The sequence below is a fragment of the Streptomyces sp. NPDC002788 genome, assembly GCF_053592115.1.
The window spans coordinates 668,532-687,356 of record NZ_JBSFVB010000002.1; the positions used below are offsets into that span (position 1 = coordinate 668,532).

Consider the following 18,825-nt stretch of genomic DNA (forward strand, 5'->3'; position numbering starts at 1 on the left):
GATGAGACTCATCGACCGCCCACTGAAGTCCCTTGAGGAGCTGGGCGCCCAACTCACCTTCTACGGCCGATCCTTGGCGTGGACGGGGCGCACCCTGCGCCGCTACAAGAAGGAGATCCTGCGGCTGCTCGCCGAGGTGAGCTTCGGCCGGGGCGCGCTCGCCGTGGTAGGCGGCACGGTCGGCGTGATCGCCTTCCTGTCGTTCTTCACCGGCACGGAAGTGGGGTTGCAGGGGTACGCCGCGCTCAACCAGCTCGGCACCTCCAACTTCGTGGCGTTCCTCTCGGCGTACTTCAACACCCGTGAGATCGCCCCCCTGGTGGCCGGGCTCGCGCTGTCCGCGACCGTCGGCGCCGGGTTCACCGCCCAGCTCGGCGCGATGCGGATCAGCGAGGAGACCGACGCGCTCGAAGTGATGGGCGTGCCCTCGCTGCCGTTCCTGGTGACGACCCGGATGATCGCCGGGTTCGTCGCGGTGATCCCGCTGTACGTGATCGGCCTGCTGTCCTCGTACCTGGCCGCCCGCACCATCACCACCGGCTACTACGGGCAGTCCACCGGCACGTACGACCACTACTTCCAGCAGTACCTGCCACCGGTGGACGTCCTGTGGTCCTTCGGGAAGGTGCTGGTCTTCGCCGTCCTGATCATCCTGGTGCACTGCTTCTACGGCTACTACGCGAGCGGCGGCCCGGCGGGCGTCGGCGTAGCGGTGGGCCGCGCGGTGCGGACCTCGATCGTGGCGATCAACGTCCTGGACTTCTTCCTGTCGCTGGCGATCTGGGGCGCCAGCACGACCGTACGGATCGCGGGGTGAGCCGCCGGATGAGGGTGCTGAGACTGCGGTTGTACGGTGTCGTCTTCATCGCCGTGCTCGCGTTGCTGCTGTCTCTGTCCGTCGCCGTCTACCAGCAGGTGTTCACGCCGGTCGTGCGGATCACGCTGGAGGCCGACAGCCTCGGCAACCAGCTCGATCCGCGGGCCGACGTCAAGCTGCGCGGGCTGCTGGTCGGCGAGGTGCGCGAGGTGCACGCGGACGGGACGAAGGCGACGCTCGACATCGCGCTCAAGCCGGAGCACGTCGCCCACATCCCGTCCGACGTGCACGCCCGCCTGCTGCCCAAGACGCTGTTCGGCGAGAAGTACGTCGACCTGGTCGCGCCCGCCCGCTCGTCCGCCCGGCCCATCAGGGCCGGTGACGTCATCACCCAGGACCGCACCCGCGTCGGCATCGAGCTCCAGCAGCTGATGAACGATCTGCTGCCGGTGCTGCGGACCGTGCAGCCCGGCAAGCTCAACGCCACGCTCTCCGCGTTCGCCACCGCCCTCGACGGCCGCGGCGACCGGATCGGCGACAACCTCACGCGACTGGAGGCCTACCTGCGCCGCCTCAACCCGCACCTGCCGTCCCTGAAAGAGGACATCGCACGCTTCGCCGACGTCGCCGAGATGTACGGCGACGCGGCGCCCGACCTGATGGAGATCCTGCGCAACACCGTCACCACCAGCCGCACGATCGTCGAGCAGAAGGACCGGCTGGCGGCGGCGCTGAAGAGCACGGCCACCGTCGCGGGCACCGCCGAGGACTTCCTCGACGCCAACGGCGACCGGCTGATCACCCTCGGCCGGGTCTCCCGCCCCACGCTGGAGCTGTTCGCCCGCTACTCCCCCCAGTACCCCTGCCTGTTGGCCGGCCTGGTCCGGCAGGAGAAGGCGTCCGAGGAGGCGTTCCGGGGCGGCAAGATGCACATCACGCTGGAGGTCGTACGGGCGCAGGGCGCGTACCAACCGGGTGAGGAACCGCGCTACCGCGAGCGGTCGGGACCCAACTGCCGTGACCTGCCGCACCCTGCGGTGCCGGCGCCCGGCGCCCACCTCGACGACGGTTCCAAGAAGGCGGGTTCGACCTCGGGCGGCCCGCTCGGCGTCTCCGCCACCCGGGCCGAGCAGCGGGCCGTCGGCTCGCTCGTGGCGCCGGTGCTGGGCGTGCCCGCGGACGAGGTGCCGCCGGTCGCGACGCTGCTGTTCGGGCCGATGGCGCGCGGGACGGCGGTGAGCGTCGCATGAGCACCACAGGAGCCCGGCAGACCGCCGCCCCGCTGATCAAGTTCAGTCTCTTCGCGCTGGTGACGGTGCTGGCGACGGCCCTGCTCGCCGCCACCATCGTGAACATCTCCTTCACCCCCGCGCACGAGTACCGCGCGGTCTTCAGCGACGTCACCGGCCTGGAGGAGGGCGACGACATCCGGGTGGCCGGAGTGCGGGTCGGCGAGGTCGAGGGCATCCGGATCAAGGACCGGACGCTGGCCGAGGTCACCTTCACGGTCAGCCAGGACCGGCCGCTGCTCACTAGCACGGGCGCCGTCATCCGCTACCGCAACCTGGTCGGGCAGCGGTACGTCGCGCTGACCGAGGGCGCCGGCGACGGCACCAGGCTGCGCCCCGGCGGCACGATCCCGCTCGCGCGCACCCAGCCCGCCCTCGACCTGAACGCGCTGCTGAACGGCTTCAAGCCGCTGTTCGCCGCGCTCAGCCCGAAGGACGTCAACCAGCTCGCCACCGAGATCATCAAGACCCTCCAGGGCGAGGGCGGCACCGTCAACAGCCTGCTGACGCACACGGCGTCGCTCACCACGACGCTGGCCGGCCGCGACAAGCTGATCGGCTCCGTGATCGACAACCTCAACACCGTGCTGGAGACGCTCGACAAGCGCGGCGCCCGCTTCTCCGGACTGCTCAAGCAGCTGCGCCGGCTCATCTCGGGCCTGTCCGCCGACCGCAAGCCCATCGGGGAGTCGCTGGTGAGCATCGGCGATCTGACGGAGGCCACCTCGGGCCTGCTGAAGGACGCGCGTCCGCCACTCAAGGACGACATCGCGGAACTGACCGAGCTCACCGGGACGCTGAACGACAACGAGAAGACCGTGGAGGGCGTGCTGAAGCGGCTGCCGAACAAGCTCAACGAGCTGACGGGGACGGCGTCCTACGGCTCGTGGTTCAACTTCTACCTGTGCGACTTCGACGGCCGGATCGTGCTGCCGAAGACCAAGCAGGTGCTCACGCCCGAGATGCACGTGGCGAGGGCGAGGTGCGGGGCATGAGCCGCAGGAAGCGTCCGGAGCCGCTGTTCAAGGTGCGGGTGGACCCGCCGAAGCTGCCTCGCGTGCGACTGCCGAAGGTACGGCTCCTGCCGCGCCGCACGCCGCGTCCGCAGCCGCTGGTCAAGGTCCGTGTCGAGCCGCCGAAGCTGCCGAGGATACGGCTCCGCCGCCCGCACCTCGGCCCCTTCCGCGAGCGCAACCCCGTCGTCATCGGCGCCGTCGGACTCACCGTCCTCGCGCTGCTGACCGTGGCCGCGTTCAACGCCGACCGCCTGCCGGTGATCGGCAACGGGGAGACGTACAGCGCCGCCTTCGCGGAGGCGGGCGGTCTCAAGCCGGGCGACGAGGTGCGGATCGCCGGGGTCAAGGTCGGCAAGGTCGAGGAGGTCGACCTGGACGGCGACCACGTCAAGGTCACCTTCAAGATCAAGGGCGAGCCGGAGTTCGGCACCGAGACCGGCGCGTCGATCCGGGTCAAGACGATCCTCGGCGCGAAGTACCTCGCCCTGCACCCCGAGGGGCGGGGCCGGCTGGAGCCCGGCAGCGAGATCCCGTTGAAGCGGACCGTCCCCGCCTACGACGTCGTGCAGGCGTTCAGCGATCTCACCACCACGACGGAGAAGGTCGACACCGACCGGCTGGCGAAGGCCTTGGACACCATCTCGACGACCTTCGAGGACTCCCCCTCCGAAGTACGGGCGTCCATCAAGGGCCTGTCCAAGATCTCCCGGACGGTGGCCTCGCGCGACAAGGCCCTCCGGGAGCTCCTTGACCACGCGAACGGCGTGACGGGCGTACTCGCCGACCGGTCGGGCGACTTCACCGCCCTGGTCAAGGACGGCGACAAGCTGTTCCAGGAGATCAGCAAGCGGCGTGCGGCGATCCACAAGCTGCTGAAGACCTCCGCCGCGCTCGGCATCCAGCTCTCCGGCCTGGTCCAGGACAACGAGAAGGAGATCGGGCCCGCGCTCAAGGGCCTGAACCGCGTGGTGGAGATGCTCGAACGCAACCAATCCAACCTGGACCGGAGCATCAAGCTCCTGGCCCCCTACGTGCGGGTCTTCACCAACACCCTGGGCAACGGCCGCTGGTTCGACTCCTACGTCCAGAACCTGGTCGCCGCCCCGGTCGTGCCGCGAACGGGAGGCGCGCAGTGAACAACCGCCGGACGAAGCCCCTGGCCCTGCTGACCGCCCTGGCCCTGGTCGCCGCGCTCGCCTACGTCCTGTGGCCGCGGACCGAGCCGGTCCGCGTCACGGCGTACTTCCCCCGCACCGTCGGCATCTACCCCGGCTCGGACGTCCGTGTGCTGGGCGTGCGGATCGGCGAGGTCAAGAAGATCACGCCGGAGGGCGGCCGGGTGCGGGTGGAGCTGGAGTACGACTTCGGCCGCAAGGTCCCGGCGGACGCGCAGGCCGCGATCATCAACTCCTCGGTGGTCAGCGACCGTTACGTGCAGCTGCTGCCGGTGTACCGGAGCGGTCCGGTGCTGCGGGACGGGGACGAGATCCCCGAGTCGCGTACGGCCGTACCGGTCGAACTGGACCGCGTCTTCGACAGCCTGCACACCACGGCCGAGGCGCTCGGCCCCGAGGGCGCCAACAAGGACGGCGCCCTGTCACGGCTGCTCGGCGTCAGCGCCGACAACCTCGACGGCCAGGGGAAGAACGTCCACCAGATGGTCGAGGACCTCTCGGAGGCGGTCACGACTCTCTCCGACGGCCGCACGGACCTGTTCGGCACGGTCCGCAACCTCCAGGTGTTCACCGCGGCGCTGGCGGCGGACGACAAGAGCGTGCGGTCGTTCAACACCAGCCTCGCCAAGGTCGCCGAGCAACTCGCCGGCGAGCGGAAGGACCTGGCGGCGGCGCTGAAGAACCTCGGCACGGCGCTCGGTGACGTGTCCGCCTTCGTGAAGAAGAACAAGAAGTCGCTGACGTCGAACGTGGAGGGCCTGAGCAAGGTGACCAAGGTGCTCGTCACCCAACGCGCCGCGCTGGAGGAACTGCTGGAGGTCGCGCCGACGGGCATGTCGAACCTGCACAACGCCTACAACCCCTCCGCGGGCACCCTCGACACCCGCAACAACCCCGACCATCCGCAGGATCCGGCGTCGCTGCTGTGCTCGATCCTGAAGACGACCGGCGAGAAGACCGACTGCAAGGACCTGAGGGACCTCTTCGACTCCCTGCCCGAAGTGCCCCAGGGCACCGCGGTCACCGGCACGGTCGACCGCACCCTCGGCGGAATCCTGGGGGCGAGGGCATGAGGCCACTGCGCAAGGGCGGGGCCGTCGCGTGGGCGGCCGTCGGGACGCTGCTGCTGTCCGGCTGCGAGTTCAACGGCTGGTACGACGTCCCGCTCCCCGGCGGAGCCGCCGCCGACGGCCACGCCTACCACGTCACCGTCGAGTTCCGCGACGTCCTCGACCTGGTTCCGCAGTCGGCGGTCAAGGTCAACAACGTCACCGTGGGCGCGGTGGAGAAGGTGGAGCTGGAGGGCTGGCACGCGCGGGTCCGCCTCCGGGTCGCCGACTCGGTGAAGCTGCCCGCCAACGCCATCGCCGAGCTGCGGCAGACCAGCATGCTCGGCGAGAAGTACGTGGCGCTGTCCAGGCCGCCGGACGGCACGCCGGTCGGCCGGCTCGGCGACGGTGATGTGATCCCCCTGTCCCGCAGCGGCCGTAACCCGGAGGTCGAGGAGGTGCTGTCCGCGCTGTCCGCCCTGCTCAACGGCGGTGGCGTCGCCCAGCTCAAGACGATCACCACGGAGCTGAACAAGGCCCTGGAGGGCCGGGAGAACCGGGTCAGGTCCCTGCTCAAGGAGCTCGACACCTTCATCGGCGGCCTGGACGACCAGCGCCAGGACATCGTCCGCGCGCTGAAGGCCGTGGACCGGCTGGCCAAACGGCTGGCCAAGGAGAAGACGACGATCGCCGAGGCCGTCGACACGATGCCGCCCGCCCTGAAGGTCCTGGCCGACCAGCGCCGCGACCTCACGAGGATGCTCACCGCCCTGTCCAAGCTCGGCAGGACCGGCACCAAGGTGATCAACGCCTCGCACGACGACACGGTCGCCAACCTCAAGCAGCTGCGGCCGATCCTGCGACAGCTCAACAAGGCGGGCAGCGACCTGCCCAACTCCCTTGAGCTGCTGACGACGTACCCGTTCCCGCGCAACGTGGTGGACGCCATCAAGGGTGACTACGTCAACCTGCACGTCACGGCGGACCTCGATCTGGCCGGGATCTACGGCAACCTCACGGACGAGCCGGGCGGCGGGAGCGGGGGCCCCCAGGGACCCGGGCTTCCCGAGACCCCGGACCTTCCGGACGTACCAGATCTCCCGGACGTGCCGGACGTGCCGGACGTGCCGGGTGTGCCGACGCCCTCCGCGCTGCCAAGCAGCCCGGGCGTGCCGTCGGCCCCGTCGGGCCCATCGGCCCCCTCGGGCGGCGACGACCCGCTGTGCCCGCCGGTGTGCACCGTCGGCTACGGCTCCAACGGCCACCGCGCCGGGGGCGACTGGCCCGAGGGGATCAACCTCGAACTCGCCGAGCTGATGCTGAAGGGGGTCCAGCCGTGATCACGCGTACGGTCAAGGCGCAACTGATCGCCTTCGCCACCATGACCGCCGTGGGCGTGTCGTACGTCGGCGCCGAGTACACGGGCCTGGTGGACGAGGTCCTGGACCGCGGCTACACCGTGCGGGCCGACTTCGCCGACTCCGGGGGCGTCTTCCCCGGTGCCGAGGTCACCTATCGCGGGGTGCCCGTGGGCAAGGTCGGCGCGCTGCGCCTGACCGGCTCGGACGGGGTCTCGGTCGCGCTCGACATCAAGGACGGGGCGCCGCGCATCCCGGCGGACACGCTGGCCGTGGTGGCGAACCGTTCGGCGGTGGGCGAGCAGTACGTCGACCTCCAGCCCCGCACCTCGCACGGCCCGTACCTGCTGAACGGCAGCACGATCCCGCGCGAGAGCACGCGGGTGCCGCTGCCGACGACGGACATGGTCCTCAGCCTGGACCGCCTGGTGAACTCGGTCGGCAAGGACGACCTGCGGGTCACGGTCGACGAGTTGGGCAAGGCCTTCGCCGGCACCGGCCCGAACCTGGGCCGCCTGGTGGACTCGGGCAACACCCTGGTCGAGTCGGCGTCCGAGGCGCTGCCGGAGACGATCGGCCTGATCGAGGACTCACGGAAAGTCCTGAAGACGCAGGCCGACCAGGGATCGTCGATCAAGTCGTTCGCGCGCGATCTGGCGGCGCTCTCGGCCCAGTTGAAGGCCAGCGACGGTGACCTGCGCAAGCTGATCGGCAACGCGAGGCCGGCGGCGCAGGAGCTGAACTCGCTGCTGAAGTCGACCGGGCCGGAGCTGTCGGTCCTGCTGGCCAACCTGATCAGCGGCGGCCAGGTCACGCTGGCCCGCCTCCCCGGCGTGGAGCAGGCCCTGGTCACCTTCCCGCTGACGGTCGCGGGCAGCTACACCGTCGTCCCGGGCGACGGCACCACCCACTTCGGCCTGGTGCTGAACGCCGACGACCCGCCGGCCTGCACCCAGGGGTACGGCACGGCACGCCGCGATCCCGCGGACACCCGCACCCGCGAGGCGAACACCGGCGCCCGCTGCACGCTCCCGCGCGGCAGCGAGTCGTCGGTACGGGGCGCGCAGAACGCCCCGGGCGCGTCGAGAGCCGACGGCGGCGCGAACCAGGCGACGTACGTCACCCCGTACGACCCGGAGACCGGCACCACCACCGGCCCGGACGGAAAGAACGTCGAGATCGGCTCGACGGGCGGCCAGCAGGCCGCGTTCGGAAAGGAGTCGTGGCAATGGCTGCTCGTTGGCCCCGTGGCATGAGGCCGGTGCGCCCCGGAGCGATGACGGCGGGACTCGTCGCGGCGACCGTCGTCACCACAGCACTGACACTCTGGCTGTCCTTCGGCCTCTACCAACAGCGCGAGGCGGACCAACGACGCCAGGGCATCCTGGCCGCGGCCCGCCAGTCGGCACTGAACTTCACCTCCCTCGACTACCGGCACTACGACCGCGACAGCGCGAACGTCCTGGCGGGCGCGACCGGCGACTTCAAGAAGCAGTTCACCGCGCAGACGGACCAGCTGACGAAGCTGGTGGCCCGGAACAAGTCCGTGTCGGAAGGCCAGGTCCTGGAGGCGGGCATCGTCCGCTCCGACGACAACTCGGCCCGGGTGCTGGTGGTCGCCGACAGCAAGGTGACCAACACCGCCGTGCCCGAGGGAGAGGCGCGCACCTACCGGCTCCAGCTCGACCTCGTACACAAGGACGGCCGCTGGCTGACGTCCGACGTCGAGTTCGTCGGCTGATCCACGGGCCGATCCGCCGACCGACAAGCACCGACGAGGAGTACCACCATGCCGAAGACGACCACCGGCCGCGCCCCCGGTCCCGGCACCCGCCGCACGATGACGGCGGCCGCCCGCGCGGCGGCGAAGCGCGCGGAGCGCGGCCACCGCGAGGCGGGCGCGGCGACGGCCGGCGACGAGGAGTCCCCGCGCCGGGCCGGGCGGCCCCCCGCCGGACGCACCGTCCTCGTCGAGGCCCCGAAGGACGGCTGGGACGACCCGCCGGAGCCGTCGCCGGACTCGTTCGAGGAGGACGGGCCGCGAGAGCAGGGCGATCCCCGCCCCGGCGGCTGTCGGAGGCTGCTCACCCTGGTCCTGGCCGCCCTGCTCGTCGTCGGCCTGGCCGCGCTCGCCGCCCTGGGATGGCAGTACCGCGACGGCCGCCTGACGGAGACGGCCCGGACCGAGGCGCTCGCGGCCGCCCGGAAAGCGGCCCCGATCGTCCTGTCCTACGACTACCGCCACCTGGACAAGGACTTCACGAAGGCCCGCGCCCACCTGACCGGCGCCTTCCGTGACGAGTACGGCAAGACCACGAAGACCGTGGTCACCCCGACGGCCAGGAAGTACCACGGCGTGGTGAAGGCAGCGGTCGCCGCCCCCGGCCCCGGCGGCGCCCCGGCCGCCTCCGTCGTCTCGGCCTCGCCCGACAAGGTCGTGGTCCTGCTCTTCGTCAACCAGGTCACCGAGAGCACCCAGGTCTCGGGGTCCCGCGTGGACCTGAACCGGGTGCGGATGACGATGGACCGCACGGGCGACGGGTGGAAGGTGAGCGCGGTGGACGCGCTGTGAGGGCAGCTCCGCGGGAGGCAGGCGTCACCACCGCGGCTCGGCTCACCTGGTCGTGAACGTTACGGCTTCACGAAGCGATGCGTTGGCACCCTTCAGATCGGCCAACCGGGCTGCGAGCGTCGCCTCGGCCAGCCGCGGCGGAAGTGCCGCATTGAACTTCAGTCCGGCCAACGCGCGAGGATCCACCGCCGGGAGGCACAGGTGGTCGGCGGCGTGTGCGGTGGCCTTTGCCCATTCTTGCGCAGTGATGTCCTCGCGCAGCCGGATGTATGTGTCCGTAGGACGCTGTAGGGGGTCGGCGATGCTGGAGAGGGTGGCGGCCAGCGTGGCGTTGGTGCGATGCCCCGCCCACGTCCACCACCGCACATTGGTGTCGTGCCCTCCCCGCATGATGACGGTGCCGTCGCGGTGCACCAGTTCGGCGCTCTCGTCGCGCACACGAGCGAGGGCGCTCTCGGCACGGCGGGTGACCCTGACCGGCGGGGTGCCGCCGAGCAGGACTTCGCGGACCGACCGTGTCAGCTCGTACGACGCGGTGCGGGTCAGGCCGATGCCACCCCATCGTGCCCGCCCGCCACCTTCCACTGGCTCGACGAAGCAGCGGCGGCGCGACCAGTCGATGTACGTCACCTGCCAGCTGCGCCCGGCGAGCAGCAGTCGGCGAGGGCCGATGACCTCGTCCGTGAGCAGCGCGGGATCCGTCGTACCGATCTCGGTGCGGCCCGACAGCACAGTGAACTCCGGCGCGGTGGTGAAGACCGCGGTGAGGTCCATGAAGTGCCGGTAGCCGAAGCGCTTTTCGGCTTCGGGGCCGATGAACAGCAGTTCGCCGTCCCGGTCCAGGAAGCCCTCCTCGACCAGGTAGCGCATGATCGGCTCGGCGGAAGGACCGAAAGGACCGAGGCCTCCCCACCAGTCCTGCCACAGCCGGTCGCCGACCCGGTGTTCCTGGAGGCAGAGCGCCAGCATCTGCTGCGCGGCGATGTGCCGGGGCTCCGGAGGAGCGATGACCGGCTCCACCCAGCCGCGTGACCAGAGCAGCAGCAGTGCTGCCGCGGTGAGGAGGCCGGCGTCGTCGGTGGCCAGGAAAAGGCAGTTGCGGCCGGCACCGGGCCGTCGGCCGGTGCGGCCAAGGCGCTGCAGGAACGAGGCCACCGTGCTCGGTGCATCGATCTGGACGACCCGGTCGAGGTCGCCGACGTCGATGCCCAGTTCCAGGGTGCTGGTGGAGACGATCACGCAGTCGCGGGCCTCTGCGAAGGCTTCCTCCGCCCGCCGCCGCTCGTCCGCGGACAGCGACGCGTGGGACAGAAAGGTGGTCACACCCTTCGCACGCAGCGCCGCGCCGAGTTCCTCGACTTCCTTGCGTGATTCACAGAAGACCAGCCGCTTCTCGCCCCTGTGCAATGCCGCGATCACCGTCGCGGCATTGGCCAGGGACCCGACGTAGTCGAGCTGGACGTCCCCGGGAGGGGGGAGCTTCGGTTCCTTCTCCCTCAGGTGCGGGGCGACGACCCGCGCCGCGCGCTGCTCGGCCTTCGCTCCCTGCAGCCACGTGAGCAGCTCCTGCGGGTTACCCACGGTTGCGGACAGACCCACGCGTTGCACCGGACGCCCGGCCACGCGCTCCAGCCGTTCCAGCACGGCCAGCAGATGCCACCCCCGGTCGTCGCCCGCGAACGCGTGCACCTCGTCGACGACGATCGCCCGCAGCCCGGAGAAGAACGCCCGATGGTCGACATTAGCGCTGACCAGCATGGCTTCCAGGGACTCCGGGGTCGTCAGCAGCACATCCGGTCGTTCGCGCAGAATGCGCTTGCGGCGGGAGTGTGTGACATCGCCGTGCCACAGCGCGGCTGTGCGCCCGAGCCAGGAGGTATACGTCTCCAGCCGAGGGAGCAGGTTGTTGAGCAGCGCCTTCAGTGGACACACATAGAGGACTGAGGTGCCGTCCCATTTCTCCTGTGCCATGCGCGACAGCAGGGGGAAGCAGGCAGCCTCGGTCTTCCCACCGGCGGTGGGTGCGATCAGCACGGCGTCCGTGCCGTCCGTCAGGGGCGTGATCGCCTCTTCCTGGAGAGGCCGCAGGCGGGGCCAGCCCAGGGTGTTCACGACATGGTGAACCAGCCCCGGGTGAAGCAGGTCCATCGGGTCGGGCGCCACGTCGCTCATGGAAGATCCAGTTCGACCTCGTCGGCGCTGGTGGCTGCCGCGGCGTTGCGTTCGACCTCGGTCAGCTCCGAGGCATTCACCGTGAGTGCGTAGTGCTTGCGCGGATCGAAGTCCTCGAACTGGTCGACACGGTCGAGGACATCGCCGACGAGCTTCTTGAGGAACAGACGGGGCGCGACCCCCACCTTGCCTCCCAGCGCCCCGCCGACGGCCGTGGCCAGGTCGGCGACGTAGGCATCGTCCGCTACTTCTCTGACGCGCTCGGCGGCGGCCGATCCGGACGCGTACAGGTCCCGGATGGTCAGCCCGAGACCGATGAGTGAGTCCTGGGTGAAGCCGGGCAGCCTGAGCTGCACGGCACGCGGGTTGTCGAAGCGTGGGTCGGTGGTGAAGTCGGTGGCCAGCCGCTGGGCCAGCGGAGCCAGACGCTGCACGCCCTGCCGGCCGTCGAAGAACGCCGGAGTGCCGGTGATCAGCAGATAGAGGCCGGGGAAACGTCCGGAGTGCACCTCGTCGATGAGCTGACGCAGTGCGTTCAGCGCCTTGTCCCGGGCGTCGGAGCGGACCCGCTGCAGGGTCTCGACCTCGTCCAGGACGATGAGAAGCCCCGAGTGACCCGAGTCACGCAGCACGGTGAGCAGTCCCTGCAGGAAGCCAAGAGCACCGAAGTGATCGAGGTCGCCGCGCACCCCGGCGGCCCTGCGGGCAGCGGCGGCCACGTGGGGCTGCCCGCCCAGCCAGGCCATGACGGCCGAGGCGGTGGCCTCGTCACCCGCCTCGACCGCGGCACGGTAGCCCCGCAGGGCCGTGGCGAACGACGGGGCGTGCCGGGACACCTCCATGAGCCGGGCTGTCATCAGCTGTTCGACCCTGCCGGGCAGCTCCTCCTCGGGGGCTCCGGCAGCAAGCGCGTCCTCCTCGAGGGCGTAGAACCACGCATCCACGACCGGCCGAAGCGCGCTCGGTGGGAATCCGGGCGTGGCCAGCCGCTCGGTGAGGCGGCGGTAGACGGTCTCGAGCTTGTGCAGCGGGGTCTCGGTTTCCGAGATCTGGATTTCGGCGACGGCGAAGTTGCGCCGCTTGGCACGCTCACCGAGCCACCGTGCGAAGAACGTTTTGCCCGACCCGTACTCGCCTCGCACCGCCTTGAACACCGAGGCTCCCGACGTGACGGCATCGAGTTCCGCGTCGAGTGCGGTTCCGAACCGGTCGAGGCCGGTCGCCAGCAGATCCAGTCCGCTTTCCGGAACGGCTCCTCGGCGCAGGGCATCGATCACGCCGCGGCGCCGGGCGGCACTCACGGGTCCGCTTCCACCAGAGCTGTCTGTCCTCACCCGGACAGTCTCCCATTTGGCCGGATACCGGGATGCCCTCACGGTGAAGTGCACGGCTGGGCGGGTCCGGCCCTCACCTGAGCCGACCCCGGACGTTCCGGCATCCGGGAACCGGTCCGTCGGTCGACCGCCTTGACTGCCCGCAAGTCCGTTGGTGCAATGGCAGGTTCACGGCCAGTGACCGGTGGCGACTCACCGTTCAGGTTCAACACGGGAAGACACAGCGTGGCACTCGACAGTCTGAAACTCAGCGACGCGCTCGCGGACGTCGCTTCCGGCGCCTTACAGCTCCCCGACTTCCAGCGTGAGTGGAAGTGGGACGACGAGCGCATCAGGGCCCTCATCGCGACGGTGACACTCGACTATCCGCTGGGCGTGGTGATGGCGCTGCAGACCAACGGCACGTCACCGTTCCGCACCCGGACACTCAAGGGCGCCGAGGACGCGCAGGCCAGGGTGCCCGATCTCCTGCTGCTCGACGGGCAGCAGCGGTTGACGTCCCTCTTCCAGGCACTGCATCGGGATCGTCCCGTCGAGACAGTGGACGCCCGGGGCAAGGAACTGAGGCGCTGGTATTACATCGACATCGCCAAATCCATCGGGTCGCCGGCCGACCGTGACGACGCCATCGTGTCCGTGCCCGAGGACCGGATCCTGAAGACCGGTTTCAACCGCAGGGACACCATCGACCTGACCACCGTCGAGGGGGAGTGCGCCGCGGGTTACTTCCCGCTCCATTTCGTGTTCGACACCCAGCGTGTGAACGCCTGGCACCAGGAGTTCGTCAAGGTCGACGTCACGAACTGGGGGCTGTGGGGGCAGTTCCAGCAGTACGTGCTCAGCCGCATGCAGTCGTTCCAGGTGCCGATGATCAAGCTCGCGGCCTCGACGACCATGGACGCGGTCTGTGCCGTGTTCGAGCGGGTGAACACCGGCGGTGTGCCGCTCAACGTCTTCGAACTGCTGACGGCCACCTACGCGGGCAACCAGGAGTACCTGGCCCGGCACGGCGACTACTTCAAGCTCCCCGACGTGTGGCTGGACATCAAGAAGGGCCTGACGGCGTCGTACCCCGTGTTCGGACGCATGGAGGCCGGCGTCGAGGACGGGCTCAGCAGCAGTGACTTCCTCCAGGCCGTGGCGCTCGTCCGAACCTGGGAGCGCAAACGGCAGGAGCCGCGGGCCGCGGTCTCGTGCAAGCGCCGTGACCTGCTGGAACTGCCGCTCGCCGACTTCAGTTCGCTCGCTCCGCGCGTGGCGGAGGCCTTCGAGTGGGTGGGGGCCTTCCTTGAGCAGCAGTGCATCGTGCGGGCACCCGACCTGCCGTATCGCACCCAGCTCGTACCGCTGGCCGCTGTACGGACCATCCTGGGCGACGAGACCGACACCGAGTCGGCCGACGAACTGCTCACCCGGTGGTACTGGTGCGGTGTGCTCGGCGAGATGTACGGCGGTTCGACGGAGAGCCGCTTCACCCGCGATGTGGAACAACTCGTCGAACGTCTGCGGGGCAACGCCGAAGTGGTCCCCGACACCATCGCCGAGGCAGCCTTCCTCGATGACCGGCTGGACACCCTGAGCACACGCAACAGCGCCGCCTACAAGGGGGTTTACGCCCTTCTCGTCAAGCAGGGGGCGGTGGACTGGTACTTCACCGAGGCGCCCCTGAACGCGGCGCGCCTGGCCGAGTACAGCGTGGAGGTTCGACAGATCTTCCCCAAGGCGTGGATCGACAAGAACCACCCGGACTACAGCAACAGGGCGAACTCGATCATCAACAAGACACCTCTGTCGCTGCGGGCCAGCAAGAGCATGACCGGATCTCCCGCCGGATACCTCAAGACGCTCGCCCTCGAGTCGGGCATGCGCCCCGAGTGGTTCGACGACGTCATCGGCACTCATCTCATCGACCCGGCCACGCTGCACTCGGGCGATTTCGAGCAGTTCTACGCGAGCAGGTCCAAGCAGTTGCTGGAGCTGGTCATGTCAGCCATGGGCAAGCGCACCGTCTTCCGCGACGCGAAGGCCGGGTGACGCGGTCGTGCTCAGGAACCCCTCTGATGACGAACTGCTTGCGCTCAAAGGCCGCCGCATACCCCTCGTCGAACTCCTGACCTGCTTCAACACCCGGTTCCGCAACGACCAGGCGATCCTGGTCATCGAGCAGAGGCTGAAGGATCTCGGTCTCGCGACCCTGCCGTACTTCGCCACCTGCGGCAGCCAGTCCGAGATCCACATCGTCGCCCAGGAATCCGCAACAGCGGAGCAGGGGGACACGGCCGAGGAGGAGCAGGAGGACGAGGCCGGGCTGCTGCCCGGTGCGCTGCCCGCGCAGCCGTTCCGGATCGGAGACCTGCCGTGTGCCCACGCCGGGGTCGACTCGGTCACCCCTGCCTCGGACCTCACCGAGGCGACGTACATCATGCACACGAAGAACTACTCCCAGGTTCCGGTCCTGGAGGACCGGTACACGGTGTCCGGCGTCGTCACCTGGCGCTCGGTGGCCAAGATGTACGCCACGGGCGCGGACGCCGCGTTGGCCAACGCGATCGTGGAGGACCCGCCGGTCGCGCACGCCCACGACGACTTCTTCGCCATGCTCCCCAACGTCTGCGAGCACGGATACGTGCTGGTGAGAGCCCATAACGGCCGCATCAGCGGCATCGTCACCGCAGCGGACATCACCCAGCGCTTCGACGCGACCGCATGGCCGTTCTTCGTCATCGGCGAGATCGAGTTCCGGTTGCGTAAGTGCCTTGGCGCGAAGCTCGACGAGGACGCCATCCGTGCCGTCCAGGCCAACGACAGGAAAACGGGGAAGATCGCCGACCTCATGTTCGGCCAGTACGTGATGCTGCTCGACGGTGATCAGCGCACCAGGCAGGGAAACCGCAAAGAGGCGCTGTGCGCCGCGGCCGACCAGAACTGGCAGACCCTGGGCTGGGCCGGGGTGAACCGCATCCAGTTCGTGCACCAGCTTGATCGGGTGCGCGAGATCCGCAACCAGATCGCGCACTTCCGGCCCGAGCCGCTGGCGCCGCAGCGGAGCGAGGAACTGCGCCAGTTCGTGGGGCTGCTGCGGCAGCTCACCTGACGCTCGGTGAAGCCGGCCCCGGGCACTCCGGGGTCGGCTCCACTGTTCCCGCTCAGCTCAACTCGAACTGATCCCGCAGCAGTCCGGTGTGCAACCGAAGGGTCCGCCCGTCCGGCAGTGTCTCCAGTACCTGGACACCGTCGTGATTGAGCAACTGCCGGAGTACGGCGGCGAAGCCGTCGGCCGGCCGGCTCGCGGGGAGTCCGACGCGCTGGGCGAGAGCGGTCATCGGCAGGGTGCCGCCCGAGTCCAGCAGGGCGTGTACGGCCTTTTCCACCCGAGCGAGGTCCGGTTTACGGGCCAACAGCTGCACCTGAGCCGTAAAGACCTCGGATTTCAGGAGGGCGTCGACCAAGGCACCCTCTGGAGACACACTGGCTGCGGAAAGCAGAGCACCGTCCTCGGACGTCGAGGGAACCAACGCCACATCGAACAGCGCCTCGTGGCTCTTCGCAAGTTCCGCCTCGCTCTTGGCCTTCCTGGGCGACTTCTTCGGGCTAGGTGCCGAGACCGCGGCGGCGTGGGCCCGTGGCGGCTGCTTCTCCCTCTGCTGGGTCAGTGACCACCAGGTCGGCCGCTGGTCGCCCAGCTCCCGCCAGCCGCTCGGCGGCTTCGCTCCGAAGGGCAGGAACGCCAGCACCGGGATGGCGAACTCGGCCAGCGATACGCCGCCGTGATAGCCGGCCTTGCGAGACGTGTATCGGGAGTCGGCGTCCCAGAGGGCGACGATCTCGCTCTCCGGTTCCGGGTCGAGAACCCGAGGCCCCGTCAGCACGATCTCCTGCTCCGCGAGCGGTCCGCCGGGGGCACGGTGCCGGGCGGACCGCACATCCCCGGCGTCGACCCGCGCCGCCCGCCGGTCGATGACATGGCCGTGGTCGCTGGTGATGATCACCGCACGGCCCTGGTCCGCGGCAGACCGAAGCAGTGCTCGCAACCCGCCTATGTCGGACAGGCGCCAGGCACCGTCGCCGAGTTTCTGCTCGGAGGCCAGCCGGTCGTCCACGGTGTTGAGGACCACCGCAACATGCGTACGGTCGCCGACGAGCGCGTCGTGCAGGTCCGGCCCGAAAGGCTCCCCACTGCTCTCGGCGCGAAGATCGTCCTTGTGGAAGACCGCCACGTCTTCCCCGCCCCAGAAGCGGTGAGCGGGGACCAGCCTCTTCTCGTCGGCCTGCGTGCCCTTCATCAGTCGCGCGGCGAAGAGAGAGGTCCGTGACACGGCCGTGATGGTGGGGAGCGCTGCTGCCATCGCGCGGCGCCGTGGGGTGCCCTTCGCTCCCGGCAACGGGTCGTACTCGACCCAGTGGTCGCGCAGGTGCTCGCCGAGCTCGGCGGCGATGGCGGCACTCATCCCGTCGAGCACGAGGAGCAGTACTCTCCGCTCTCCGGCCTTCACCACCGGGGCGACGACCTCGGGGAGGAAGGTTTCCACGGCCAGCATCGAGCCGGGACCACGGTCGGTCGCCGACCGTGCGGCAAGCACCTGGGCGAAGTGCCGGTCGATCTCGCGCCGACGCTCGCGCGCCAAGGCGCACAGAGCGTCGTACGCGGACCGCAGCGCCGGATCGGGATCACCTCCCGACTCGATGTGTTCCAGCGCCAGGTCCACCCAGCCCGTCTCGGTGACGTGACGGGCGATGGCATCCGCCACTGTGTCGGTCTCCACCGGCGGGTCGGTCGCGAGCCAACGCGCCAGCCGCTGCGCCATGCGCACCCGCTCGATACGGACACTGTTGTCGGGATCCCGGGCGAGCCGGTGTTCGCTGAGGGCCTTCACCGCGGGCGAGATGCGCTCGGGGGCGCCGTTGGACAGCGCCTCGCCGGCAGCCGTGAAACGTGCTTCAAGTCCTGCCGCCAGTACGGGACTCGTCCCTGCAGCCCGTTCCGCTCCGAACTGGCGCGCGAGGGCGGCCGCCCGGTCGAGCACGGAGCCGGTCAGCCGCCGGGCCTCTGCCGCCGATTCGTCGCTGTCCGACCGTCCCGTCAGCAGCAGTGCGGAGACGAACTCCTCGCAGGACCGTCCGAAGGCCGCCGCGAGGGCGTCCAGGTGCTCACCCTCGGCGGGCGGCTCCTCTCCGAACCAGCGCTCGGCCCGTCCTCGGGCCCGGTAGTCCTCCGCGTCCGCCGTGGCGTCGGCGTGTCCCCACAGCGCAGCGCAGACCAGTCCGAACGCGACGGCGTCCGGCCCGTGCTCCGCCGTCACGAGGGCGAGCAGGGCCTGCCCCGCGCGTCCGGCCTGCTCCTCTTCGCCCAGGAACTGCACGAGCCCGGCCCGCTCGGGCGCGCGCAGCGCCAGGAGCCGTTCAGGACCGCCAGGCACGAGGGACCATCGCAGGAGGGTGTGGATGTCCAGCTCATCACCACCGCCCGCTGTGACGCGGGCGGTTTCCGCGTCCGGGTCGTAGCGGCCGATTCCCAGCCTGCGCAGGGCGAGCGAGGACAGCGCCTTATGCCGCGACAGGACACCGCCCGCCAGCTTCGGCCATCCGCCGTGCGGGGGAGCGGCGTCCAGCAGCGCCTCGGCAGCCCAGTTCTCCTCGAACAGCCGGTGGTCCGAGCGGCTCGCACCGAACGCCTCCCGTACGACGTCCCAGGTGTCGACGGCGTTGACCCGCTGCCGGTGCACCTTGGCCAGCAGATCGGGTCCGAGCTCCGCTTCCTCTCGGTCGGTGAGTACCACCAGCACATCGGGACCGGTGGCCGACGGCTTCTGGTGCGCGAGGAGCAGCTCGTACACGCCGAGAGGGGAGGGTGCCGCCGCGACCTTGGCCCGCCGCTGCTCACCCCAGGGCAGCTCGTCAGGGCAGTCCCAGGAGGGCGCGGCGCGCAGCAGTACGACCCGGCGCTTGCCCGGCCCGAGACCGGGCTGCGATGCCAGGTACTGGGTGATGGTCGCGGCGTTGAGCCGCACCGCGCTGGTGGTGGTCACGGCCGCCGTACTCACTG

14 protein-coding genes are annotated in these 18,825 nt (G+C 69.9%); 11 read left to right on the forward strand and 3 right to left on the reverse strand.

The annotated features are described in order from the left end of the window. Position 1: 1 nt before the first annotated feature. The 9 genes from ACWD1U_RS06345 to ACWD1U_RS06385 are packed head-to-tail and all read left to right on the forward strand — an operon-like array spanning position 2 to position 9,276. Positions 2–817, forward strand: coding sequence for an MlaE family ABC transporter permease (locus ACWD1U_RS06345; RefSeq protein ID WP_451104902.1), 816 nt, complete (start codon positions 2–4; stop codon positions 815–817). Positions 818–825: 8 nt separating this feature from the next. Then, a complete protein-coding gene (locus ACWD1U_RS06350) occupies positions 826–2,067 on the forward strand; it encodes an MCE family protein (RefSeq protein ID WP_451104904.1) in 1,242 nt (413 codons plus the stop codon). Further along, positions 2,064–3,101: an MCE family protein gene (locus tag ACWD1U_RS06355; RefSeq protein WP_451104906.1), complete on the forward strand. Its 1,038-nt coding sequence runs from the start codon at positions 2,064–2,066 to the stop codon at positions 3,099–3,101. Before ACWD1U_RS06350 ends, ACWD1U_RS06355 begins: the two co-directional genes overlap by 4 nt. After that, positions 3,098–4,258 carry an MCE family protein gene (locus ACWD1U_RS06360; RefSeq protein ID WP_451104908.1) on the forward strand — a complete coding sequence of 387 codons (1,161 nt, stop codon included), beginning with the start codon at positions 3,098–3,100 and terminating at the stop codon, positions 4,256–4,258. The genes ACWD1U_RS06355 and ACWD1U_RS06360 overlap by 4 nt, the downstream gene beginning before the upstream one ends. Then, positions 4,255–5,370, forward strand: coding sequence for an MCE family protein (locus ACWD1U_RS06365; protein ID WP_451104910.1), 1,116 nt, complete (start codon positions 4,255–4,257; stop codon positions 5,368–5,370). Before ACWD1U_RS06360 ends, ACWD1U_RS06365 begins: the two co-directional genes overlap by 4 nt. Next, entirely contained in the window at positions 5,367–6,686 is a 1,320-nt protein-coding gene (locus ACWD1U_RS06370; RefSeq protein WP_451104912.1) for an MCE family protein, read from the forward strand. Before ACWD1U_RS06365 ends, ACWD1U_RS06370 begins: the two co-directional genes overlap by 4 nt. Next, complete coding sequence (locus ACWD1U_RS06375; RefSeq protein WP_451104914.1) at positions 6,683–7,960, forward strand: MCE family protein; 1,278 nt, start codon at positions 6,683–6,685, stop codon at positions 7,958–7,960. Before ACWD1U_RS06370 ends, ACWD1U_RS06375 begins: the two co-directional genes overlap by 4 nt. 20 nt (positions 7,961–7,980) lie before the next feature. Then, positions 7,981–8,445, forward strand: coding sequence for a hypothetical protein (locus tag ACWD1U_RS06380; protein WP_451104916.1), 465 nt, complete (start codon positions 7,981–7,983; stop codon positions 8,443–8,445). A gap of 48 nt (positions 8,446–8,493) precedes the next feature. Then, positions 8,494–9,276 (forward strand): hypothetical protein, encoded by a 783-nt coding sequence (locus ACWD1U_RS06385; protein WP_451104917.1) that lies wholly within the window; start codon positions 8,494–8,496, stop codon positions 9,274–9,276. Positions 9,277–9,318: 42 nt separating this feature from the next. Here the strand turns inward: ACWD1U_RS06385 and ACWD1U_RS06390 are convergent, their stop codons facing one another. Further along, positions 9,319–11,448, reverse strand: a complete 2,130-nt coding sequence (locus ACWD1U_RS06390; protein WP_451104919.1) for a DEAD/DEAH box helicase — start codon at positions 11,446–11,448, stop codon at positions 9,319–9,321. Then, positions 11,445–12,749 (reverse strand): BREX system ATP-binding protein BrxD, encoded by a 1,305-nt coding sequence (gene brxD / locus ACWD1U_RS06395; protein ID WP_451104920.1) that lies wholly within the window; start codon positions 12,747–12,749, stop codon positions 11,445–11,447. The genes ACWD1U_RS06390 and brxD overlap by 4 nt, the downstream gene beginning before the upstream one ends. 258 nt (positions 12,750–13,007) lie before the next feature. On the opposite strand from brxD, the gene ACWD1U_RS06400 reads away from it, so the two are divergent. Together ACWD1U_RS06400 and ACWD1U_RS06405 are read left to right on the forward strand one after the other, a co-directional pair. Further along, complete coding sequence (locus ACWD1U_RS06400; protein ID WP_451104922.1) at positions 13,008–14,816, forward strand: GmrSD restriction endonuclease domain-containing protein; 1,809 nt, start codon at positions 13,008–13,010, stop codon at positions 14,814–14,816. Positions 14,817–14,823: 7 nt separating this feature from the next. Next, positions 14,824–15,876, forward strand: a complete 1,053-nt coding sequence (locus ACWD1U_RS06405; RefSeq protein WP_451104924.1) for a CBS domain-containing protein — start codon at positions 14,824–14,826, stop codon at positions 15,874–15,876. Between the two features lie 52 nt (positions 15,877–15,928). Here the strand turns inward: ACWD1U_RS06405 and pglZ are convergent, their stop codons facing one another. After that, positions 15,929–18,823 carry a BREX-2 system phosphatase PglZ gene (gene pglZ / locus ACWD1U_RS06410; protein ID WP_451104925.1) on the reverse strand — a complete coding sequence of 965 codons (2,895 nt, stop codon included), beginning with the start codon at positions 18,821–18,823 and terminating at the stop codon, positions 15,929–15,931. Positions 18,824–18,825 lie beyond the last annotated feature (2 nt).

What these genes read in the sequence shown, in the direction of transcription:
- ACWD1U_RS06350 (WP_451104904.1), top strand. Translation starts at nt 826, where the DNA reads ATGAGGGTGCTGAGACTGCGGTTGTACGGTGTCGTCTTCATCGCCGTG.
- ACWD1U_RS06370 (WP_451104912.1), top strand. Translation starts at nt 5,367, where the DNA reads ATGAGGCCACTGCGCAAGGGCGGGGCCGTCGCGTGGGCGGCCGTCGGG.
- ACWD1U_RS06345 (WP_451104902.1), top strand. Translation starts at nt 2, where the DNA reads ATGAGACTCATCGACCGCCCACTGAAGTCCCTTGAGGAGCTGGGCGCC.
- ACWD1U_RS06355 (WP_451104906.1), top strand. Translation starts at nt 2,064, where the DNA reads ATGAGCACCACAGGAGCCCGGCAGACCGCCGCCCCGCTGATCAAGTTC.
- ACWD1U_RS06360 (WP_451104908.1), top strand. Translation starts at nt 3,098, where the DNA reads ATGAGCCGCAGGAAGCGTCCGGAGCCGCTGTTCAAGGTGCGGGTGGAC.
- ACWD1U_RS06390 (WP_451104919.1), bottom strand. Translation starts at nt 11,448, where the DNA reads ATGAGCGACGTGGCGCCCGACCCGATGGACCTGCTTCACCCGGGGCTG.
- ACWD1U_RS06380 (WP_451104916.1), top strand. Translation starts at nt 7,981, where the DNA reads ATGACGGCGGGACTCGTCGCGGCGACCGTCGTCACCACAGCACTGACA.
- ACWD1U_RS06385 (WP_451104917.1), top strand. Translation starts at nt 8,494, where the DNA reads ATGCCGAAGACGACCACCGGCCGCGCCCCCGGTCCCGGCACCCGCCGC.